Source organism: Xanthomonas sp. Leaf148 (genome assembly GCF_001423585.1).
Lineage (GTDB): Bacteria > Pseudomonadota > Gammaproteobacteria > Xanthomonadales > Xanthomonadaceae > Xanthomonas.
This window is the reverse complement of the sequence record NZ_LMOP01000011.1, coordinates 146,230-165,383: the sequence shown is the minus strand read 5'-3', so window position 1 is coordinate 165,383 and position 19,154 is coordinate 146,230. Positions and strand designations below refer to the sequence as shown.

Below are 19,154 nucleotides of genomic sequence, written 5' to 3'. Positions count from 1 at the left end.
ATCTGGCCGCTCGTCAGAGGCCGATGCGGTGTCGAGCGACTGCAGCCTCATCTCTTCGGAGCGCAGCATGATTTCCCAACGCCCCTCCACCGTTTCACGGCGGCCGTCGCCTACCAGCAATCGGCAGGCATGGCAGGACCTGCCAGATCTGCAGCATCACCACGCCAGGCGTCAGCGGCTGACGCAGCTGCGCTGGATGGCCGGCATTGCCGGCGGCGCAGTCGCCGTGTTGTGGGCCGGCCCGGTGCTGTGGTCATGCATGTGCCGCCTGCTGACCTAGGGCGATCACGCAGCTGGTCGCGGTTGTGTCGTGCCCTTCTCCCTTGCATCACTTACCCCCCAAGGACCCTGCAATGACGATTCCCCGTTACCTGGTGGCTGCCGGCACGCTGCTGTTGCTATCGGCCTGCGCGAGCCGCCCCGCCGCGCCGCAGACATCGATGCGGACCTCGATCGGCCCGGCGTCGACGGCAACATTGGTGATGCCGCCCGCTGCGCAGCCGCTGCCTGGCCCGTCCGATCAACAGCTGGTGGCGAGCGATCGCCCCATCGATAGCGATGCTGGCGACGCAGCGCCGGCATCACCGGATGCAGCACTTGCAGCTCCCGCCGTGTCTGCAGCGGCCGCTCCCATCACCGCCGCCGAGCAGGATGCACAAGCGCTCTACAGTGCCGCACCGGTGCGCGACCCGTGGGAGGGCTACAACCGCAAGATCCACGCATTCAACAACGGCGCCGACAAGGTGCTGTTCCGTCCCGTCGCAGTCGCCTACGACAAGGTCACACCCAAGCCGGTCAAGACCGGGATCCGCAACATGTTTTCCAATTTCGGTCAGCCGGGCACTGCGGTCAGTCAGGTGTTGCAGGGCCGCCCGGTCAAGGCGACGCAGTCGCTGGGTCGGTTCGTGGTCAACAGCACGCTTGGCTTGGCGGGGCTGTTCGATCCGGCCACCCGCTTCGGCATGCCCCGGTATAACGAGGATGTCGGGCAGGTCTTCGCCACCTGGGGCTGGCGCAATTCGCGCTACCTGGTCATGCCGATCCTGGGGCCCGGCAGCGTACGCGACACGTTCGGCCGCTTCGGCGACCAACAGCTGACGCCGATCAACTATCTGGACAATGCGCGCGTAGCCAATTCACTGATGGGCCTGCAATTAGCCGACGGCCGCGCACGGATGCTGCCGATGGACGCGCTGCGACGCGATACCGTGGACGATTACAGCTTCGTGCGCGATGCCTGGGCGCAGCGCCGTCAACAGCAGATTGCAGACGACTGATCGCCGCCAACACGATGCGCGCGCGGTAACTCAGCGTACGCATCTACGCGCTGGATCAGCAGCTTGCCAGTCACAGCGAGCAGGCTGTGGCTCCCAACTACCTCACCAGCGCTCTCGCAAAGCTCCGCAGCATCACGCAGCACGCTTACGGCGGCTGGGCTTGGGATTGGGCTTCGGCGTGGCCGCATTGCCTGTCTTATTGGCCTTGCGTTGCTTGCTGCGCGAGTCGGTCAAAAAGCGCAGCGTGGCCGCTTCCCACTGGCGCTCGCCGCGCACGCCGCTGGCCATCGCCTGCAGTTGCCCGGCGCGCCAGCCTTCGAACACGCAGGGGTCGATGTAGGCCTTGCGACAGACCGATGGCGTGTTGCCCAGCGCATCGGCTACCTCGCGGATGACATCGTTCTGCACCTGCATGAGCGCGCGTTCGCTGCTGCGCTCGGGCAGCGGCAAACGCGCCAGGCGCTGCAAGGCGGCCAGCGTGCCACCCCAGGTGCGGAAATCCTTCGCGGTGAAATCCTCGCCCATCGCTTCGCGCAGATAGTCGTTGACCTCGCCCGAATCCACCGGCTGCAGGGTGCCGTCGTCGTCGCGGTATTGAAACAGCGATTGCCCCGGCAGCTGCTGACATTGCCGGATCAGTTTGACCAGGTGCTTGTCGTCCACTTCGATGTCGTGGTCCTGGCCGCTCTTGCCGCGGAATTTGAGCCGTGCGCGCCCGCCTTTCAAAAATTCCATGTGGCGGTTGCGTAGCGTGGTCAGCCCGTACGAGCGATTGCTGCGCGCGTATTCGGCATTGCCCACGCGCACCAAGGTGTCGGCCAGCAGCGCGACCACAATGGCCAGCACTTTCTCACGCGGAAAGCCGGGCAGCGCCAGATCGCGTCGCAAACGCCGCCGCAGTTTGGGCAGTGCCGTGCCGAAGGCGATCACGCGCTCGAACTTGCCTGCGCCACGCACCTGCGCCCAATCGGCGTGATAGCGGTACTGCTTGCGCCGCCGCGCGTCGCGCCCGGTGGCCTGCAGGTGACCGTTGGGTTTGGCGCAGATCCAGACTTCGGTATAGGCCGGCGGAATGGCCAACGCGCGGATGCGCTGCAAGGTATCGGCATCGGCGATGCGCTGCCCGTCGGCACTGCGGTAGCTGAAGCTCTTGCCCGACTTGCGCCGGCTGATGCCTGGCTGCTGATCGTTGACATAGGTCAGCCCCGCCGCCCGCGCGGTGGCCTTGGCCTGTGCCACCGCGGCCACGGTGGCGACGGCGGCCGTGGCGACGACCGCACCGGTGGCGGCGGTGGCGAGCGTGCCGGCGGCACTGGCCGTGGTGGCGACATTGCGAAGAACACGTTTGGCTTTCATTGCGCACGGATCGAAGGACTGGCACCGATTGTTGGGCCGCGCAGCGCTAGGCCGCGTCAACGCAACGACAACGCCGTGTGGGCAAGCGATGCCCGCGGCGCAACTTTGTGCTTATGCTTGGGCATCCCCCCTTTGCTGGAGTCATCGATGCGCGCTGTCCTGCCTATTGCCCGTCTGGCTTGCACCTTGGTCGTGCTGACTGCATTGACTGCCTGCAACAAACCGCAACCCGATGAGCAGGAAGCCGTCGCGGCCAACGCACAACAGGCGGCAGAACAAGCCTCCGCGCCGGTGCCGGATGCAGCGCCGGAAGCGCCGCCGATCGGCAGTTGCGACGCCACCCAGGTGCAGTCGCTGGTTGGCCAGCCCATCACCGATGCAGTGGGCGAGCAGGCTCGCAGCGACGCCGGCGCCAAGTCGGTGCGGGTGCTCAAGCCCGGCCAGATGGTGACGATGGAATTCAACGGCGAACGGCTCAATGTCGAAGTGGACGCCAAGAACATCATCACTGCGGTGCGTTGCGGCTAAGAGCAGCTAACAAGCCTACTGTGCTCACCGCCAGGCGGGCGCGGCCGGTGCTCGGTGCGGCATGTACCACGCGTACACTCCGGTTCTAAGCGCGCCGTCCACACCCACCTGACGACTGCTCGCTACGTTTTGTTAGTCACTCCAGGGCTGCGCTGGCGCCTGTCGCCCGACAGGCGCTAAGCCAGCTGGCACAAGGGATTGCGACAGGCCTCGTTGCAGCTGTAACGGTGTATTGCGGCACCGCATCAACTGTGGTCTAGTCGATCATCCGGTGACCTCTTCGAAACGCTCCACGGATCGAGCGGTGCAACGTCGTCGCCGCTCTCCCAAGATCGCAAAGAGGCAGACATGGCCCCCCGCACTCGCCAAGGGCTCAACGACTACGGTCTCTACAACAGCGCGCGCGACGAACGCGACGCCTGTGGTTTTGGCATGGTCGCCCAGCTGGACGACCAACCTTCCCGTTCGCTGGTAGACACCGCGATTGCGGCGCTCTCGCGCATGACCCACCGCGGCGGTGTGGCGGCCGACGGGCTCACCGGCGATGGCTGCGGCCTGCTGATCCGCAAACCCGATGCATTCCTGCGTGGACTGGCCCGCGATGCCGGCATCCCGCTGGGCACGCGCTATGCGGCCGGTGTGGTGTTCCTGCCGCTGGACGAGGCCGAGGCAGCGCGCTGTCGCACCGAACTGGAAGCGCAACTGCACACTGCCGGCGTGCAGTTCCGCGGATGGCGCGTGGTGCCCACCGACGACAGCGTGTGCGGCCAGCTGGCGCGCGACACGCTGCCACGCATCGAGCAGGTGTTTGTCGATGCCGGTGCCGAACAGACCGAAGACGGCTTCACCCTTGCGCTGTTCCTGGCGCGCCGCCGCGCCGAGCAGGCGCTGCGCGAGGTGGAGAACTTCTACGTCACCACGCTCTCGCCCAATGGCATCAGCTACAAGGGCATGGTGCTGCCGGACAAGCTGAGCACGTTCTACCCGGACCTGCAGCGCAGCGATCTGTCGTCCAGCGCGATCGTGTTTCACCAGCGCTTTTCCACCAACACGCTGCCGCGCTGGCCGCTGGCGCATCCGTTCCGCCTGCTCGCGCACAACGGCGAAATCAACACCATCGAGGGCAACCGCCGCTGGGCGCAAGCGCGCAGCAAGGTGTGGCAGACCCCGCGCTTCGATATCGCCGAGTTCGATCCGGTGATCTCCATGCACGGTTCGGACTCGCAGAGCCTGGACAACATGCTGGAGCTGCTGATCGCCGGTGGCATGGACCTGCTGCAGGCGCTGCGCATCCTGGTGCCGCCAGCGACCCAGTCGCTGGAGTTCAAGGACGCCGATCTGGCTGCGTTCTACGAGTTCTACGGCCTCAACACCGAGCCGTGGGACGGCCCGGCCGGCATCGTGGCCTGCGACAGCCGCTATGCCGCCTGCATGCTTGACCGCAACGGGCTGCGCCCCGCGCGCTGGATGCTGACCTCCGACCGCCACTTCCTGGTGGCCTCCGAGGCCGGCGTGTGGGAGCTGCCGGCTGAGCGCATCACCCGCAAGGGCAAGCTGGGCCCGGGCGAGATGATGGCGATCGATCTCAAGCGCGGCGACCTGCTCGATTCCGATGCCATCGACCGCATCAACCGTGCGCGTGCGCCGTACAAGCAGTGGCTGCAGCAGGGCGTGACCTATCTGCAGACCGAGCTGATCGACCCCTCGCTGGTGGAAGAACCCTTCAGCGAGCAGACCCTGCGCAGCTACCACAAGCTGTTCCAGCTCAGCACCGAGGAAGTGGAGCAGATCCTGCGCCCGCTGGCCGAGACCGAGCAGGAAGCCACCGGCTCGATGGGCGACGACACCCCGATGGCGGTGCTCAGCCGCCAGACCCGGCCGCTGTACGACTACTTCCGCCAGGCGTTCGCGCAGGTCACCAACCCGCCGATCGACCCGCTGCGCGAAGGCATCGCGATGTCGCTCACCACCCAGCTCGGCAAGGAGACCAACATCTTCCATGCCGGTGCGGAGACGGTGAACCACGTCATCCTCAATTCGCCGGTGCTCAGCCAGCGCAAGCTGCGCCAGCTGCTGAAGATGGAGCAGTACGTTGCCCGCAATCGGCTGATCGACCTGTCCTACAGCGTCGAAGAAGGCCTGAAGGCCGGCCTGGAACGCATCTGCCAGGAAGTGGAAGCCGCCGCCCGCGACGGCGCGGTGATGCTGCTGCTGTCCGACCGCTACCCGGTGCCGGACCGGCCGATGGCGCATGCGCTGCTGGCCACCGGCGCGGTGCATCACCACCTGTGCAAGGTGGGCCTGCGCTGCGACGTCAACCTGATCATCGAAACCGGCACCGCGCGCGATGCGCACCACATGGCCTGCCTGCTCGGCTTCGGCGCCACCGCGGTGTACCCGTATCTGGCCTACCAGACCCTGTTCGATCTGGGCCGGCGCGGCATCCTGCAGCTGAGCAAGGGTGGCGAGCAGTCGCAGATCGGCCGCCGCTACCGCAAGGGCATCTACAAGGGCCTGTCCAAGATCATCTCCAAGATGGGCATCTGCACCATCGCCAGCTACCGTGGCGCGCAGTTGTTCGAGATCGTCGGGCTGGACCCGGACGTGGTGGAGCTGTGCTTTGCCGACACCCCCGCACGCATCGGTGGCGTCAATCTGGCGCGGCTGGACACCGAGGCGCGCGAGCTCACCGCACGCGCCTGGAACGACCAGCTCAAGCCGGAAGTGGGCGGCCTGCTCAAGTACGTGCACGGCGGCGAGTACCACATGTACAACCCGGACGTGGTCATGACGCTGCAGCGCGCCACCCGCACCGGCGATGCCGACGACTGGCAAAAATACGTGGACGCAGTGCATTCGCGCCCGGCCTCCACGCTGCGCGATCTGGTCCAGCTCAAGCGTGCCGACACCCCCACCCCGCTGGACGAGGTGGCCCCGGCCGAAGATGTGTTGCGTCGCTTCGACACCGCCGCGATCAGCCTGGGCGCGTTGTCGCCCGAGGCGCACGAAGCGCTGGCCATTGCGATGAACCACCTGGGCGGGCGCAGCAATTCCGGCGAAGGCGGCGAAGACCCGGCCCGCTATGGCACCGAGAAGCGCTCCAAGATCAAGCAGGTGGCCTCCGGCCGCTTTGGCGTGACCCCGGAATACCTGGTCAACGCCGAAGTGCTGCAGATCAAGGTCGCCCAGGGCGCCAAGCCAGGCGAAGGCGGCCAGCTGCCCGGCCACAAGGTCAACGAGCTGATCGCCCGCCTGCGCTATGCCAAGCCTGGCATCGGCCTGATCAGCCCGCCGCCGCATCACGACATCTATTCGATCGAAGACCTGGCCCAGCTGATCTACGACCTCAAGCAGGTCAACCCGACCGCGCTGGTGTCGGTGAAGCTGGTCGCGCATGCCGGCGTCGGCACGATTGCCGCCGGCGTGGTCAAGGCTGGCGCCGATCTGATCACTGTGTCCGGCCATGACGGCGGCACCGGCGCCAGCCCGGTCAGCTCGATCCGCTATGCCGGCGTGCCGTGGGAACTGGGCGTGGCCGAGTCGCACCAGGCGCTGGTGGCCAACGACCTGCGCGAGCGCACCATCCTGCAGACCGATGGCGGCCTGAAGACCGGCCTGGACGTGGTCAAGGCCGCGCTGCTGGGCGCCGACAGCTTCGGCTTCGGCACCGCGCCGATGATCGTGCTGGGCTGCAAATACCTGCGCATCTGTCACCTCAACAACTGCGCCACCGGCGTAGCCACCCAGGACGAACGCCTGCGTGCGAACTACTTCACCGGTCTGCCGGAGCGCGTGGAGCACTTCTTCCGCCTGCTGGCCGAAGAAGTGCGGCAGTGGTTGTCGTACCTGGGCGTGCGTTCGCTGGACGAGATCGTCGGCCGCACCGATCTGCTGGAACAGCTTGAGGTCTCCCCGCGCGCAGGCGTCAAGGTCGATCTGTCGCGCCTGCTCACCCATGCGCGCTACGACGGCAGCCATTGCGCTGCCCAGCGCCTGTACGAATCGCCGGACAGCCTGGCCACGCAGATGGACGGCCTGCTTGCCGATGCCATCGCCAACAAGACCGGCGGCGACCATCGCTTCTTGATCCACAACACCGACCGTTCGATCGGTGCGCGCCTGTCCGGCACCATCGCGCGGGCACACGGCAATCACGGCATGAGCGATGCGCCGTTGAACCTGCGCTTCCGCGGCACCGCCGGGCAGAGCTTCGGCGCGTTCAACGCCGGCGGCCTGCAGCTGGAGCTGGAAGGCGAGGCCAACGACTACGTCGGCAAGGGCATGGCCGGCGGCCGGCTGGTGGTGCGTCCGCCGCGTGGCGCGCGCTTCGAGGCGCGCAGCACCCCGATCGTCGGCAACACCTGCCTGTACGGCGCCACCGGCGGCGAGTTGTTCGCCGCAGGCCGCGCCGGCGAGCGCTTTGCGGTGCGTAACTCCGGCGCACTGGCGGTGGTGGAAGGCGCCGGCGACCATTGCTGCGAATACATGACCGACGGCGTGGTGCTGGTGCTGGGCAAGGTAGGCCTGAACTTCGGCGCCGGCTTCACCGGCGGCCTGGCCTACGTGCTGGATATCGAACGCGACTTCGTGGACCGCTACAACCACGAGCTGATCGACATCCACCGCGTCTCCGCCGAGGGCTTCGAGAACCACCGCCAGCATCTGCACACCCTGATCAGCCGCCACCGCGAGCTGACCGGCAGCATCTGGGCGCAGCAGATCCTGGACGAGTTCCGCGACTACATCGGCAAGTTCTGGCTGGTCAAACCCAAGGCCGCCAGCATCGAGTCGCTGACCGAGTCGCTACGGCGCGCCGCCTGAGTTTTTGCTCGCCTCATCCCGCACGCGGGAGAGGGGCTGGGGGTGAGGGCACAGGCCCGCAACCCTCATCCGCCCCTTCGGGGCACCTTCTCCCGCACACGGGAGAAGGACGCMCGCAATCGCAATGCTGACAGCRCATCGTCAGAGTCATCGCAGTACTCCCCCTCTCCCGCCTGCGGGAGAGGGGSCGGGGGTGAGGGCACAGGCCCGCAACCCTCACCACGCCCCTTCGGGGCACCTTCTCGCGCACACGGGAGAAGGACGCCCGCAATCGCGGGGGTGAGGGCACAGGCCCGCAACCCTCATCCGCCCCTTCGGGGCACCTTCTCSCGCACACGGGAGAAGGACGCCYGCAATCGCAATGCTGACAGCRCATCGTCAGAGTCATCGCAGTACTCCCCTCTCCCGCCYGCGGGAGAGGGGGCGGGGGTGAGGGCACAGGCCCCGCCGACCCTTATCCGCCCCTTAGGGCACCTTCTCCCTTAGACGGTAGAAGGGAATCAGCCACGGATTTTCTTATGAGCCGCAAGCAAGCCTTCCAATTCCTCGACCTGCCGCGGACCATGCCCACCCGCATCCCGGTGGAACTGCGCACGTCCGGCGACTGGGGCGAGTTGTACGGCAAGTTCGACAAGGCCGACGCGCAGTACCAGTCCGGCCGCTGCCTGGACTGCGGCAACCCGTACTGCAGCTGGAAGTGCCCGGTGCACAACGCCATCCCGCAATGGCTGCAGCTGGTGCAGGAAAACCGCATCGAAGAAGCCGCCGCGCTGTGCCATTCCACCAACCCGCTGCCGGAAGTGTGCGGGCGCGTGTGTCCGCAAGACCGTCTGTGCGAAGGCAGCTGCACGCTGGAAGAATTCGGCGCGGTCACCATCGGCGCGGTGGAAAAGTACATCGTCGACACCGCCTTCAAGATGGGCTGGCGTCCGGACCTGGGCAACGTGCAGCCCACTGGCTGGCGTGTGGCGGTGATCGGCGCCGGCCCGGCCGGGCTGTCGTGTGCGGACAGGTTGGCGCGCGCCGGTATCGAAGCGGTGGTCTACGACCGCTACGAGCAGATCGGCGGGCTGCTGCAGTTCGGCATTCCCAGCTTCAAGCTGGACAAGTCGGTGATCGGCAAGCGTCGCGAGATCCTCGAGGGCATGGGCGTGCAATTCCGCCTGGGCGTGGAGATCGGCAAGGACGTCAGCATCGAGCAGTTGCTGGGCGAATACGATGCCGTGTTCCTGGGCACCGGCGCCTACCGCTACACCGATGGCGGCCTGCCCGGGCAGGACCTGAAGAATGTGCTGCCGGCGCTGCCGTTCCTGGTGCAGAACAGCCGCATCGTCAGCGGCAACGACCCGCACGGCCGCCCGATCGCCGGCTGGGAAGACCAGATGGCCCTGCCCGACCTCAACGGCAAGCGCGTGGTGGTGCTGGGCGGCGGCGACACCGGCATGGACTGCGTGCGTAGCGCCATCCGCCTGGGCGCGGCCAAGGTCACCTGCGCCTACCGCCGCGACGAAGCCAGCATGCCCGGCTCGGCGCGCGAAGTGGCCAACGCGCGCGAAGAAGGCGTGCGCTTCCTGTTCAACCGCCAGCCGCTGTCGATCGAATCCGGCGCCGACGACGAAGCCATCGGCGTCACCGTCGTGGAAACCAGACTCGGCGAACCCGATGCCAACGGGCGCCGCAACGCGGTGCCGGTGGAAGACAGCGAATCGCTGCTGGAAGCGGACGTGGTGATCATCGCCTTCGGCTTCTCCCCGACCCTGCCCGACTGGCTGGCTTCGCAAGGCGTGGAAGCCGGCAGCAACGGCCGCATCGTCGCCCCGGCCGATACCAACAACGGAGAGCGCCTGCCCTACCAGACCACCAACCCGCGCCTGTTCGCCGGTGGCGACTGCGTGCGCGGCGCCGACCTCGTGGTGACGGCCGTCGCCGAAGGCCGCGATGCGGCGGCAAGCATCGTGCAGCTGCTGGGCGTCAAAGCGCAGGTCAAGGAGCCGGCTGCGGCGTGATCATTGAGGTATTGCAGTGAGCCTTTCGACACTCTCGGCAGAAGAGATTGCAGGCAATCAGTTGCTTGCAGCAATTCGGCTATGGCAAACGAAAGATTATTTATCCTCGCTCACGCTTGCCGGCGCTGCAGAAGAAATTCTGGGTAAGCGCCTTCGCAAGCTCAATCAAGATCCTTCATTCGATCAGTTGCGTAGCCTCGTCGTGGCCGTCGCCCGCTCGGAAGGTGAAACCAATCCGGATCTAGAGAAGATCACTGGTAACATGCTCAACAACACCCGCAATACGCTCAAACATTATTGTGGAGATGACTCGCTCACGTTTGATCTCCGTTCTGATTGCCTTGAAATGCTTAAGCGTGCAATTGCGAACTATGAAGCTCTAACGGGTACATTTCTAGCTGAGGCAATGCTTGTGTGGGAGAGCGAGCGTGAGAACTAAGAACTTATTCAAGTATTAGCTCGCAAGAAAACCCAAATAGCGACTTGTAGTGGATTTGGCATCGCTCAGAAAATATCTACGCTTTCAGTAAACTCGGCTATATGTCCGCGCAATGGCCGCAATCCAACAGGCTCCAGTACGATCGCCTGTTGCTCAACAATTTAGATATGGTGGTCGTTCGTTTATTTATTGGCGAAGCACTGATAACGCTTGCGCCGAAGAACGACGCAAACGCTAGCATTAGAACCTAACGCAACAACCAATCAGGCCGCCTTATCCAGCGTAGCCATGTCGATCACGAAGCGGTACTTCACGTCGCTCTTGAGCATGCGCTCGTAGGCCTCGTTGATCTGGTCGGCGCGGATGGTTTCGATGTCCGAGACGATGTTGTGCTTGGCGCAGAAGTCCAGCATTTCCTGGGTCTGGCGGATGCCGCCGATCAGCGAGCCGGCCAGGGTGCGGCGCTTCATCACCAGGTTGAACACGGCCGGCGACGGGTGCGATTCCTCGGGCACGCCCACCAGCACCATGGCGCCGTCGCGCTTGAGCGCATTGATGAACGGGTCCAGGTTATGCGGGGCGGCCACGGTGTTGAGGATGAAATCCAGGGTGTTGTACTGCGCAGCCATCTGCGCTTCGTCCTTGGAGATCACCACTTCGCTGGCGCCCAGGCGCATCGCATCGGCGCGCTTGTTCTCTGAGGTGGTGAACAGCACCACGGTGGCGCCCATCGCCTTGGCGATCTTCACACCCATGTGGCCCAGGCCACCCAGACCGACCACACCCACCTTCTGCCCCGGGCCCACCTTCCAGTGCGCCAGCGGCGAATAGGTGGTGATGCCGGCGCACAGCAGCGGCGCCACGGCGGCCAGGTTGTCGGTATGCGAGATGCGCAGCACGTACTTCTGGTCGACCACGATATGGTCGGAGTAACCGCCGTAGGTGTTCTCGCCGCCGCCGAACATCGGGCCGTTGTAGGTGCCGGTGAAGCCGGCTTCGCAGTACTGCTCCTCGCCTTCCTGGCAGGAGGCGCAGCTGCGGCAGCTGTCGACCATGCAACCAACACCGGCCAGGTCGCCGACCTTGAAGCCGGTGACGGCGCTACCGACGGCGGTCACGCGGCCGACGATCTCGTGGCCCGGTACCACCGGATACCGCGTGTTGTGCCACTCATTGCGTGCGGTGTGCAGGTCCGAGTGACACACGCCGCAATAGGCGATGTCGATCTGCACATCGTCAGGGCCAGGCGCGCGGCGTTCGAACGCGAACGGGGCAAGCGGCTGGTCGGCGGCTTGGGCGGCAAAGGCGTGGGCTTGGCTCATGGGAGGCTCCGGGCGTGATGTCATTCGCGTATGCGAACAACAGAAGAAAATGGAAGCGGTAGCTTAAGACAGGGGCCCGTCGCGCTCCTGCGACAGTGCGTCTTGTGTGTCGTGTTGCGGACGCTACCGGAGCAGCATCATGCGCTGCGCAGGTGTTCGATCCCGATCAAATCCATGTTGCACGGCGTGAATGGGGCGCTAACGCCTGAGCTTCTAGGCTCATCAGGTATCCGATCGCCCTGCACCATCCCAGCTGGCCGTGCCCTCCCCCCGCGGCCACCCACGTCGATGCCGAAGGAGGCTTCCATGTTCCCCACTCCCAAAAAATTCCCCAGTCTGCGTAGCGCTGCGCTCGCACTGACCTTGCTCGCAGCAATGCCGCTGGCGCACGCCAAAGAGCCCAATGGTCCGAAGAAGGAGTCCACTGGCCTGAAATATGTCGGCGTCAATCTGTCCGGCGCCGAGTTCAACTCACGCAAGAAGCCCGGCACCTTGTTCAAGGACTACACCTACCCGGCCGCCTCGGATTTCAGCTATTTCGCCGACAAGGGCATGAATACGATCCGCCTGCCGTTTCTTTGGGAGCGTCTGCAACCCGAGCTCAACGGCGAGCTGGATGCGGCGCAGTTGGGGCTGATCAAGAAATCGCTCGAAGCGGCCAAGGCGAACAAGCAGTTCCTGATCCTGGATCTGCACAACTACGCCAAATACAACGGCAAGCGCATCGGCACCGACGAGGTGCCACCTGCCGCACTGGCCGATCTGTGGCGCCGGCTGGCGCTGGAGTTCAAGGACGACAAGGCGGTGATCTTCGGGCTGATGAATGAGCCCAACGGCATCTCCGCAACCGACTGGGCCACGGCTGCGCAAGGCGCGATCAACGCGATCCGCAAGACCGGCGCTCGCAACCTGATCCTGGTGCCGGGCACCGCGTATACCGGCGCGCACAGCTGGCGCAGCAGCAGCTACGGCGTCTCCAACGCCAAGGCGCTGGCCATCCTCAAGGACCCCGGCAACAACCTGGCCTTCGAAGCGCACCAGTATCTGGACAACGACTACAGCGGCACCAAGCCGCAATGCACCAGCGACAGCGTGGGCGAAGAAAAGCTGCGCGGCTTTACCGACTGGCTGCGCGAGAACAAGCAGAAGGGCTTTCTGGGCGAATTCGGCACCGCCAACAATCCGGTCTGCGACAAGGCGCTGGAAGGCATGCTGACCTACATGGAAAAGAACAGCGACGTGTGGCTGGGCTGGACCTGGTGGGCCGCGGGCGCCTGGTGGAAACCGGATTACTTTTTCACCGTGCAACCGGGCAAGGACGGCAGCGACAAGCCGCAGATCAGGATTCTGAGCAAGTACGCACGCCGCGCAGGCAAGCACTGACGGCAGCGGTCTAAGCCAGCAAGACGCGGGCGACGCTGGTAGGTCGCCCGTTTTTTTTTTGCGTCGCGTTGCAGTGCCCACGGTTAGCGCTGGATATCGGACGAGACTCCGGACTGCGGCTGATTGATGACAGCCATGCAGTGGGCGAACGTTGGCGCGATATGGACCTCGCCACGCCGCTGCTGCAGGTCCGGTTTCGGTGGATGCAGCTGTCGTCGTCGCCGAGAGCGTTGTCTCGAAGATGGATCCATCGCCATCGACCACGATCATGGCAGTGGGTCGCGCGCTGCGCGCGCAAAGCACAATCGCCCTACTCCGTGCTACGCAATTGCAGTGCTCGGCGCATGCAGGCACGTCTGCGTCCGCGCGTTGCGTCATGCGTGTCCGTGCACGCCAGCATTGGCGCAGTCGCTGTCATCGCATCAACGCCGATACATTGATGCGACCAATACCATTGCGAAGTTGCAGCAGAGCCGCTGATTCAAGGCGTTCTCGCAACACGCGCAGTGCATCGACAAAAACAGCTCGCAACTGCGAAGCACTGCACAGCTTGATGCAGTGATACCTCGCATCCGTAGTTGCGCGCGGCAGATGCGCATAGGCTGAGGTCGATGCGTTGTGCATGCGAACAACTGCGATGCAACGCATCTCCCCCCGTAGATGCTTCAGGAGTTCCCCATGTCCCCCTCCCCCACCTGGCCGCGCCAGCTGCTGTGCTGTGCGCTGGCCGTGCTGTTGCTGGCGGCGCTTCCGCGTGCGCAGGCACAAAGCGGTGCGCTGCGTCTTGCAGGTATCAATCTGTCCGGCGCAGAAATCGCCTCGGCAAAACGCCCCGGCGTCGTCAATGTCGATTATCGCTATCCCACTCCCGGCGAATACCAGCACTTCGCCAACACCGGCATGAACGTGGTACGCCTGCCCGTCTTGTGGGAGCGGCTGCAGCCCAAGCCGCAAGGCCCACTGGACCCCGCACAACTTGCGCTGATCCGGCAGGCCGTGGCCAACGCCAAGGCAGCGAACATGGTGTTGATCGTGGATATCCACAACTACGCCAAATACTACGGGCAGAAGATCGGCACCCCGCGCGTGCCGATCAGCACCTTCACCGATGTGTGGAAGCGGTTGGCGACGGCCTTCAAGAACGATAACGCGGTGATCTTCGGGCTGATGAACGAGCCCTACGACATTGCGCCGCAGAATTGGGCCGCGGCCGCACAGGCAGCGATCGACGGCATCCGCGCTACCGGCGCCAACAACCTCATCCTGGTACCCGGCGCACTGTGGTCCGGAGCACACAGTTGGTATTCCACCATCGCCGGACAATCCAACGCGGTTGCACTGGCCTCTCTCCGCGACCCGCTCAATCGGTACGCCATTGAGGTGCACCAATATCTGGATACCGATTCCAGCGGCACCAGTGCCGGGTGTGTGAGCCCTACCATCGGTGCCGAACGCCTGCGCAGCTTTACCGGTTGGTTGCGTACCCAGCGCAAGCGTGGGTTCTTGGGCGAATTTGGCGCCTCAACCAACCCCACCTGCATGCGCGCGCTGGATGGCATGCTGCGGTATCTGGAGGCAAACCGCGATGTCTGGCTGGGTTCCAGCGCCTGGGCCGCCGGCGCCTGGTGGCGTGGCGATTACCCCTTTACGTTGCAGCCCGATCGCAACGGACGCGACAAACCGCAGCTGTCCATCTTGAGTGCGCACGCACGTCGCATCGCGCGCTGATTCAACCCTGCGTGCTTTGCCAGCGGTGCCGTTTTCGCGACGGCATCGCTCGTGGATATCGGAAATGACCGCGCCACCGAGATGGCGCCATGCAACTGGCACATTGCCAAATTCCGCCAGCATCTCGGCACATACCAGTGCGTATCGCGAGAATCACGGCTCTTTAGTGATAACCGATATGCACGCATAAACGTGCTCTTCCATATTAAGTGCGCAGTGGTTCGCACTTCCTGGCGTATTCATTGATTTACCACTCTTTGGCACACGTGATGCATCGCAACACGCAGATGCAGCGCACCTTGCGCCGATCGCACGCCATTGGGGCGGCGACGCATCTTACCCGCCCAGGAGTTGCTTCATGTCACGTCCATCTTTTCCACTACGCCACCTTGCTGCGTGCGCCCTGTGTTTCATGTTGCTTGTCGGGACGTCGTGCGCGTACGCGCAGACACGCGCACTGACGCATGCCGGCGTCAATTTATCCGGTGCCGAATTTGCGTCATCCAAAAAACCCGGCGTGCTCAATAAAGACTATATGTACGCCTCGGCCAACGATTACAGTTATTTCGCTGGCGTCGGAATGAATACGATCCGCTTGCCCATCTTGTGGGAGCGTCTGCAACCCAGCGCGCGCGGCGAGCTGGATTCGGTGCAGCTGGCCCTGGTGCAACAGGCGGTGGCGCGTGCCAAGGCCTCGGGCATGTATCTGGTCATCGATATCCACAATTACGCCAAATACTACGGTTACAGGATCGGCGGCCCGGAAGTGCCGGTGGCCACCTTTACCGATCTATGGCGCCGTCTTGCGCTGGCATTCAATGGCGACAACACGGTGATCTTCGGGCTGATGAACGAGCCCAACAATATCTCGTCCAGCGAATGGGCCGGCACTGCGCAAGCGGCCATCGATGCGATACGCAGGACCGGTGCCAACAATTTGATCCTGGTGCCCGGCGCCTTGTGGACGGGTGCGCACAGCTGGTATTCGCCCACCAGCGATGGCTACTCCAACGCCACTGCGCTGGCGGCCATCAATGACCCGCTCAACCGTTACGCATTCGAAGTGCATCAATATCTGGACGCCGATTCCAGCGGCACCAGCAGCGTGTGCGTCAGCTCCACCATCGGCGCCGAGCGTTTGCGCAATTTCACCGAATGGCTGCGCACCAATCGCAAACGTGGCTTTCTGGCCGAATTCGGTACTGCCAACAACCCTGTCTGCAATGAGGCGCTGCAAGGCATGCTCGGCTACATGGAAAGCAATGCGGACGTGTGGCTGGGTTGGACGTGGTGGGCGGCAGGTTCGTGGTGGAATCTCTCCTACGCCTACAACGTGCATCCGAACAAGGACGGGACCGATAAACCGCAGATGACGATCCTCTCGCCGCAGGCCGCAAGCGCAACCCGTGCACCCGGCACCGCCGCTGCACGTCTAGCCGCACCTGCACCTGCAGCGCGCACCACGCGCTGAACACACGACACGACAAGCCGCCGCAAGGCGGCTTTTTTATTGGATGACTTGAGCATCGTGGTCGACATCTGTCATGCAATGCCTGCGCACTGGAATCAAAATGTAAATCCAACGTGTAGAAGCGATGAAGAGCGGCCACGACTTTCAGTTAACTGAACTTCTCTAACTGGATTTTCCATGTTTTCACCCAGCCACGATCCCGAGGCGGCGAGCATGGCGGCACTTCACAGCAGGAGCCTCTCATGGCACATCGCATGATGACCACCGCATTGATCGGCGTGCTGACGCTTGTTTCGCAGGGCGCGTTTGCGCAGGACGCCGCCAAGCCGGCCAAGGCGCTCACCTCCAACGAGGTGACCAGCATGTTGACCGCCAAGGGCTACACCAAGGTGCACGACGTCAAATTCGAGCACGGCGTGTGGACTGCCGATGCCCGCAGCGGCGATGGTAAGGATGTGGATGTCCACATCGATCCGGTCACGGGGCGCGTTTATGGCGACCAGACCGCATCGCGGCTGAGCGAAGCCGACGTCCGCGCGGCGCTGTCCACTGGCGGCTATGCAGACGTGCACGATCTCAAGTTCAAGGATGGCCTGTGGAAGGCCGACGCAAAGCACAACGGGCAGAAGGTCGAGTTGCACGTGGATCCCGACGATGGGCATGTGGTCAGCGTCGACAACGATTGAGTGTGCTTGAACGCGTGTACCTCGGGCGGGCAGGGCAGTGCGCTGGTTGAAGTGCACAGTGAGCAGCCGTTGCAGCCGGCATCTAGTCTGATGCGACATTTAGCGGCGTCGCGGCATCTGCTGGCCAACGCTCTATCGCCACCCACGAAGCACGACTAAAAACAAAGGGCCTCCAATAGGAGACCCTTTGTCTTGCACGCAACTCGCTTCAGCTGCCAGCGGCGGCACGACAGCGCAGGCAGCATTCCTCACCGCACGAACAGCGAGCTCCTTGCACGCCTCACCGCGCAGGCGCCGCGTTCTTTGCATCCGCCTCCTTGGCGTTGCTTGGCTTGGCATTCTTCGGATCGGTGTTGCCTGCGGTCGGCTGCGCTGCCGCGGCGCCAGCGCCCGGCTTGCCGGCCAGCATGCGGTCGCGCGCGGCCTTGAACGGATTGCCGGGGTACCAGTTGGGCCAGCGGTCGCCCGCGGCCACGTCCTTGCCGACGCCATACACCGCTTGCAGGTCTTCGATAGTGCCGTCGAGCTTCCAGGTCGCCGCGTCGTACTCATCGCCGGGCGCGTGATAGCGATTGCGGCCGTAATCCTGGGCGGCCGCACGTCCGGCCGCGGTGCCGCCGTCGCGCAGGTCTTCGCCGCCATCGGCATACAGCGCCGGCACGCCGGCCTTGGCGAAGTTGAAGTGGTCCGAGCGGAAGTACGAGCCGCTTTCCGGCGTGGCCTCGGCGTGCAGCGTGCGACCCTGCATCGCAGCGATCGGTTTGAGGATGTCTTCCAGTTCCGAGCTACCCATGCCCACCACGGTGACATCACGTGCGCGCCCGGCCACCGACATCGCGTCCAGGTTGATCACCGCAGCGATCTTGTCCAGCGGGAAGCTCGGGTTGGCCACGTAGTACTTGGACCCGAGCAAGCCGGATTCCTCCAGTGTCACCGCCACGAACACCACCGAGCGCGCCGGCTTGGGGTCCTGATGCGCAAAGGCGTCGGCGATTTCCAGAATGCCGGCCACGCCGGTGGCGTTGTCCACTGCACCGTTGTAGATGTTGTCGCCGGTTTCGCCCGGATGCTTGCCCAGGTGATCCCAGTGCGCCATGTACAGCACCGCCTCGTCTGCGTGGCTGCTGCCGGGCAGCACACCGACCACGTTGCGCGAGGTCTTTTCGGCGATGCTGCTCTTCAGATCTACCGACCAATTGGCCTTCAACGGCACCGGCTTGAAGCCGCGCTTGCTGGCGTCCTTGTAGGCCTGTGCCAGGTCCAGCCCGGCATTGGCGAACAGTTGCTTGGCGGTGTCGGCGCTGATCCAGCCCTGCACCGGCAGGCGCGGGTCCGGGTCGTCCTTGGCAGGCAGATCGTATTGCGGGCCGGACCAGGAGTTTTTGACCACGTCCCAGCCGTAACTGGCGCCGGGCGTGTCGTGCACGATCAACGCCGCCGCTGCGCCCTTGCGCGCGGCCTCTTCGAATTTATAAGTCCAGCGCCCGTAATAGGTCATGCGCTTGCCGTCGAACAACTTGGCATCGCCGGTATGGAAGCCAGGGTCGTTGACGAACATCACCACCGTCTTGCCTTTCCAGTCCTGGCCGGCGTAATCGTTCCATTGCTGCTCGGGCGCATCCACGCCGTAGCCGACGAAGACCAGCTCGCTGTTGTCCAGCTTGACCTCGGGCTGGCCGGTGCGCGTGCCCACCACGATGTCGGTGCCGAAGGCGAGGGTGCGGGTCTGCTCGCCGCTGCGCAGGCTGGGGGCGGTGGCCGCGTCGGCGGTGGTTTCCACCATCGGCACCTCCTGGAACCAGCTGTCCCCATTACCCGGCTGCAAGCCGATGCGCTGCATCTGGTCGCGGATATAGGTCACGGTCTTTTCTTCGCCGGGCGTGCCCGGGCCGCGTCCTTCGAAGTCGTCCGAGGCCAGCGTCTTGACCAGCTCGGCAAAGTCGCCGGTGCTCAGCTCCGGCGAGAACGCGTGCCGGCTGACCGGTGCGCTGGGCGTGGCATCGGCCGGCGTTTGCGCCGCCGGTGCGGACGGCGCGTCGGTCGATTCGCGTTTGCAACCGGCCAGGGCCAGGGTCGCGGCCAGACACAACAGGATCTTGCGGGGCATCGGAACTCCTCGTGCAACGGAGTCCCGATC

At 64.4% G+C, this 19,154-nt stretch carries 14 protein-coding genes and 1 other RNA gene; 11 read left to right on the top strand and 4 right to left on the bottom strand.

From position 1 onward, the window contains the following. Positions 1-67 precede the first annotated feature (67 nt). Both ASF90_RS16455 and ASF90_RS16450 read left to right on the top strand, forming a co-directional pair. Complete coding sequence (locus ASF90_RS16455; RefSeq protein ID WP_055852645.1) at positions 68-280, top strand: hypothetical protein; 213 nt, start codon at positions 68-70, stop codon at positions 278-280. Between the two features lie 73 nt (positions 281-353). Continuing rightward, positions 354-1,277, top strand: coding sequence for a VacJ family lipoprotein (locus tag ASF90_RS16450; protein WP_055852642.1), 924 nt, complete (start codon positions 354-356; stop codon positions 1,275-1,277). Positions 1,278-1,409: 132 nt separating this feature from the next. Here the strand turns inward: ASF90_RS16450 and ASF90_RS16445 are convergent, their stop codons facing one another. Next, on the bottom strand, positions 1,410-2,723 hold the full coding sequence (locus tag ASF90_RS16445) for a DNA topoisomerase IB (protein WP_236699300.1): 1,314 nt from the start codon (positions 2,721-2,723) through the stop codon (positions 1,410-1,412). A 57-nt stretch (positions 2,724-2,780) separates the two neighbouring features. On the opposite strand from ASF90_RS16445, the gene ASF90_RS16440 reads away from it, so the two are divergent. The 5 genes from ASF90_RS16440 to ASF90_RS23555 all read left to right on the top strand — a co-directional run bounded on the left by ASF90_RS16440 (position 2,781) and on the right by ASF90_RS23555 (position 10,427). Continuing rightward, positions 2,781-3,161, top strand: a complete 381-nt coding sequence (locus ASF90_RS16440; protein ID WP_055852636.1) for an I78 family peptidase inhibitor — start codon at positions 2,781-2,783, stop codon at positions 3,159-3,161. A 61-nt stretch (positions 3,162-3,222) separates the two neighbouring features. Continuing rightward, positions 3,223-3,299: non-coding RNA, sX9 sRNA (locus tag ASF90_RS22685), on the top strand. 210 nt (positions 3,300-3,509) lie between these two features. After that, positions 3,510-7,982, top strand: a complete 4,473-nt coding sequence (gltB, locus tag ASF90_RS16435; protein ID WP_055852633.1) for a glutamate synthase large subunit — start codon at positions 3,510-3,512, stop codon at positions 7,980-7,982. A gap of 518 nt (positions 7,983-8,500) precedes the next feature. Further along, complete coding sequence (locus ASF90_RS16430; RefSeq protein WP_055852630.1) at positions 8,501-9,988, top strand: FAD-dependent oxidoreductase; 1,488 nt, start codon at positions 8,501-8,503, stop codon at positions 9,986-9,988. Between the two features lie 16 nt (positions 9,989-10,004). Beyond that, positions 10,005-10,427, top strand: coding sequence for a hypothetical protein (locus tag ASF90_RS23555; protein WP_156364981.1), 423 nt, complete (start codon positions 10,005-10,007; stop codon positions 10,425-10,427). 263 nt (positions 10,428-10,690) lie between these two features. Here the strand turns inward: ASF90_RS23555 and ASF90_RS16425 are convergent, their stop codons facing one another. After that, positions 10,691-11,749, bottom strand: a complete 1,059-nt coding sequence (locus tag ASF90_RS16425) for an NAD(P)-dependent alcohol dehydrogenase (RefSeq protein ID WP_055852622.1) — start codon at positions 11,747-11,749, stop codon at positions 10,691-10,693. A 306-nt stretch (positions 11,750-12,055) separates the two neighbouring features. On the opposite strand from ASF90_RS16425, the gene ASF90_RS16420 reads away from it, so the two are divergent. Then, entirely contained in the window at positions 12,056-13,132 is a 1,077-nt protein-coding gene (locus ASF90_RS16420; RefSeq protein WP_055852619.1) for a glycoside hydrolase family 5 protein, read from the top strand. Between the two features lie 414 nt (positions 13,133-13,546). On the opposite strand, the gene ASF90_RS23550 is transcribed toward ASF90_RS16420, so the two are convergent. Beyond that, the gene (locus ASF90_RS23550; RefSeq protein WP_153066499.1) at positions 13,547-13,756 is read right to left on the bottom strand and encodes a hypothetical protein; all 210 of its coding nucleotides are present in this window, start codon (positions 13,754-13,756) and stop codon (positions 13,547-13,549) included. A gap of 54 nt (positions 13,757-13,810) precedes the next feature. Between ASF90_RS23550 and ASF90_RS16415 the strand changes: the two genes are divergently transcribed. From ASF90_RS16415 to ASF90_RS16405, 3 genes are all read left to right on the top strand, one after another. Beyond that, positions 13,811-14,860: a glycoside hydrolase family 5 protein gene (locus ASF90_RS16415; RefSeq protein WP_055852617.1), complete on the top strand. Its 1,050-nt coding sequence runs from the start codon at positions 13,811-13,813 to the stop codon at positions 14,858-14,860. A gap of 412 nt (positions 14,861-15,272) precedes the next feature. Then, the gene (locus tag ASF90_RS16410; RefSeq protein ID WP_115559539.1) at positions 15,273-16,331 is read left to right on the top strand and encodes a glycoside hydrolase family 5 protein; all 1,059 of its coding nucleotides are present in this window, start codon (positions 15,273-15,275) and stop codon (positions 16,329-16,331) included. A gap of 242 nt (positions 16,332-16,573) precedes the next feature. After that, positions 16,574-17,017, top strand: coding sequence for a PepSY domain-containing protein (locus ASF90_RS16405; RefSeq protein WP_055852611.1), 444 nt, complete (start codon positions 16,574-16,576; stop codon positions 17,015-17,017). 280 nt (positions 17,018-17,297) lie between these two features. Here ASF90_RS16405 and ASF90_RS16400 read toward each other — a convergent pair whose 3' ends face one another. Next, positions 17,298-19,124 carry a M28 family metallopeptidase gene (locus ASF90_RS16400; protein ID WP_055852608.1) on the bottom strand — a complete coding sequence of 609 codons (1,827 nt, stop codon included), beginning with the start codon at positions 19,122-19,124 and terminating at the stop codon, positions 17,298-17,300. Positions 19,125-19,154 lie beyond the last annotated feature (30 nt).

Coding starts and splice junctions, on each gene's coding strand:
- ASF90_RS16410 (WP_115559539.1), top strand. CDS start 15,273: ATGTTGCTTGTCGGGACGTCGTGCGCGTACGCGCAGACACGCGCACTG.
- ASF90_RS16440 (WP_055852636.1), top strand. CDS start 2,781: ATGCGCGCTGTCCTGCCTATTGCCCGTCTGGCTTGCACCTTGGTCGTG.
- ASF90_RS16450 (WP_055852642.1), top strand. CDS start 354: ATGACGATTCCCCGTTACCTGGTGGCTGCCGGCACGCTGCTGTTGCTA.
- ASF90_RS16400 (WP_055852608.1), bottom strand. CDS start 19,124: ATGCCCCGCAAGATCCTGTTGTGTCTGGCCGCGACCCTGGCCCTGGCC.
- ASF90_RS16425 (WP_055852622.1), bottom strand. CDS start 11,749: ATGAGCCAAGCCCACGCCTTTGCCGCCCAAGCCGCCGACCAGCCGCTT.
- ASF90_RS16455 (WP_055852645.1), top strand. CDS start 68: ATGATTTCCCAACGCCCCTCCACCGTTTCACGGCGGCCGTCGCCTACC.
- ASF90_RS16405 (WP_055852611.1), top strand. CDS start 16,574: ATGGCACATCGCATGATGACCACCGCATTGATCGGCGTGCTGACGCTT.
- ASF90_RS16420 (WP_055852619.1), top strand. CDS start 12,056: ATGTTCCCCACTCCCAAAAAATTCCCCAGTCTGCGTAGCGCTGCGCTC.
- ASF90_RS23550 (WP_153066499.1), bottom strand. CDS start 13,756: ATGCACAACGCATCGACCTCAGCCTATGCGCATCTGCCGCGCGCAACT.
- ASF90_RS16415 (WP_055852617.1), top strand. CDS start 13,811: ATGTCCCCCTCCCCCACCTGGCCGCGCCAGCTGCTGTGCTGTGCGCTG.
- ASF90_RS16430 (WP_055852630.1), top strand. CDS start 8,501: ATGAGCCGCAAGCAAGCCTTCCAATTCCTCGACCTGCCGCGGACCATG.
- gltB (WP_055852633.1), top strand. CDS start 3,510: ATGGCCCCCCGCACTCGCCAAGGGCTCAACGACTACGGTCTCTACAAC.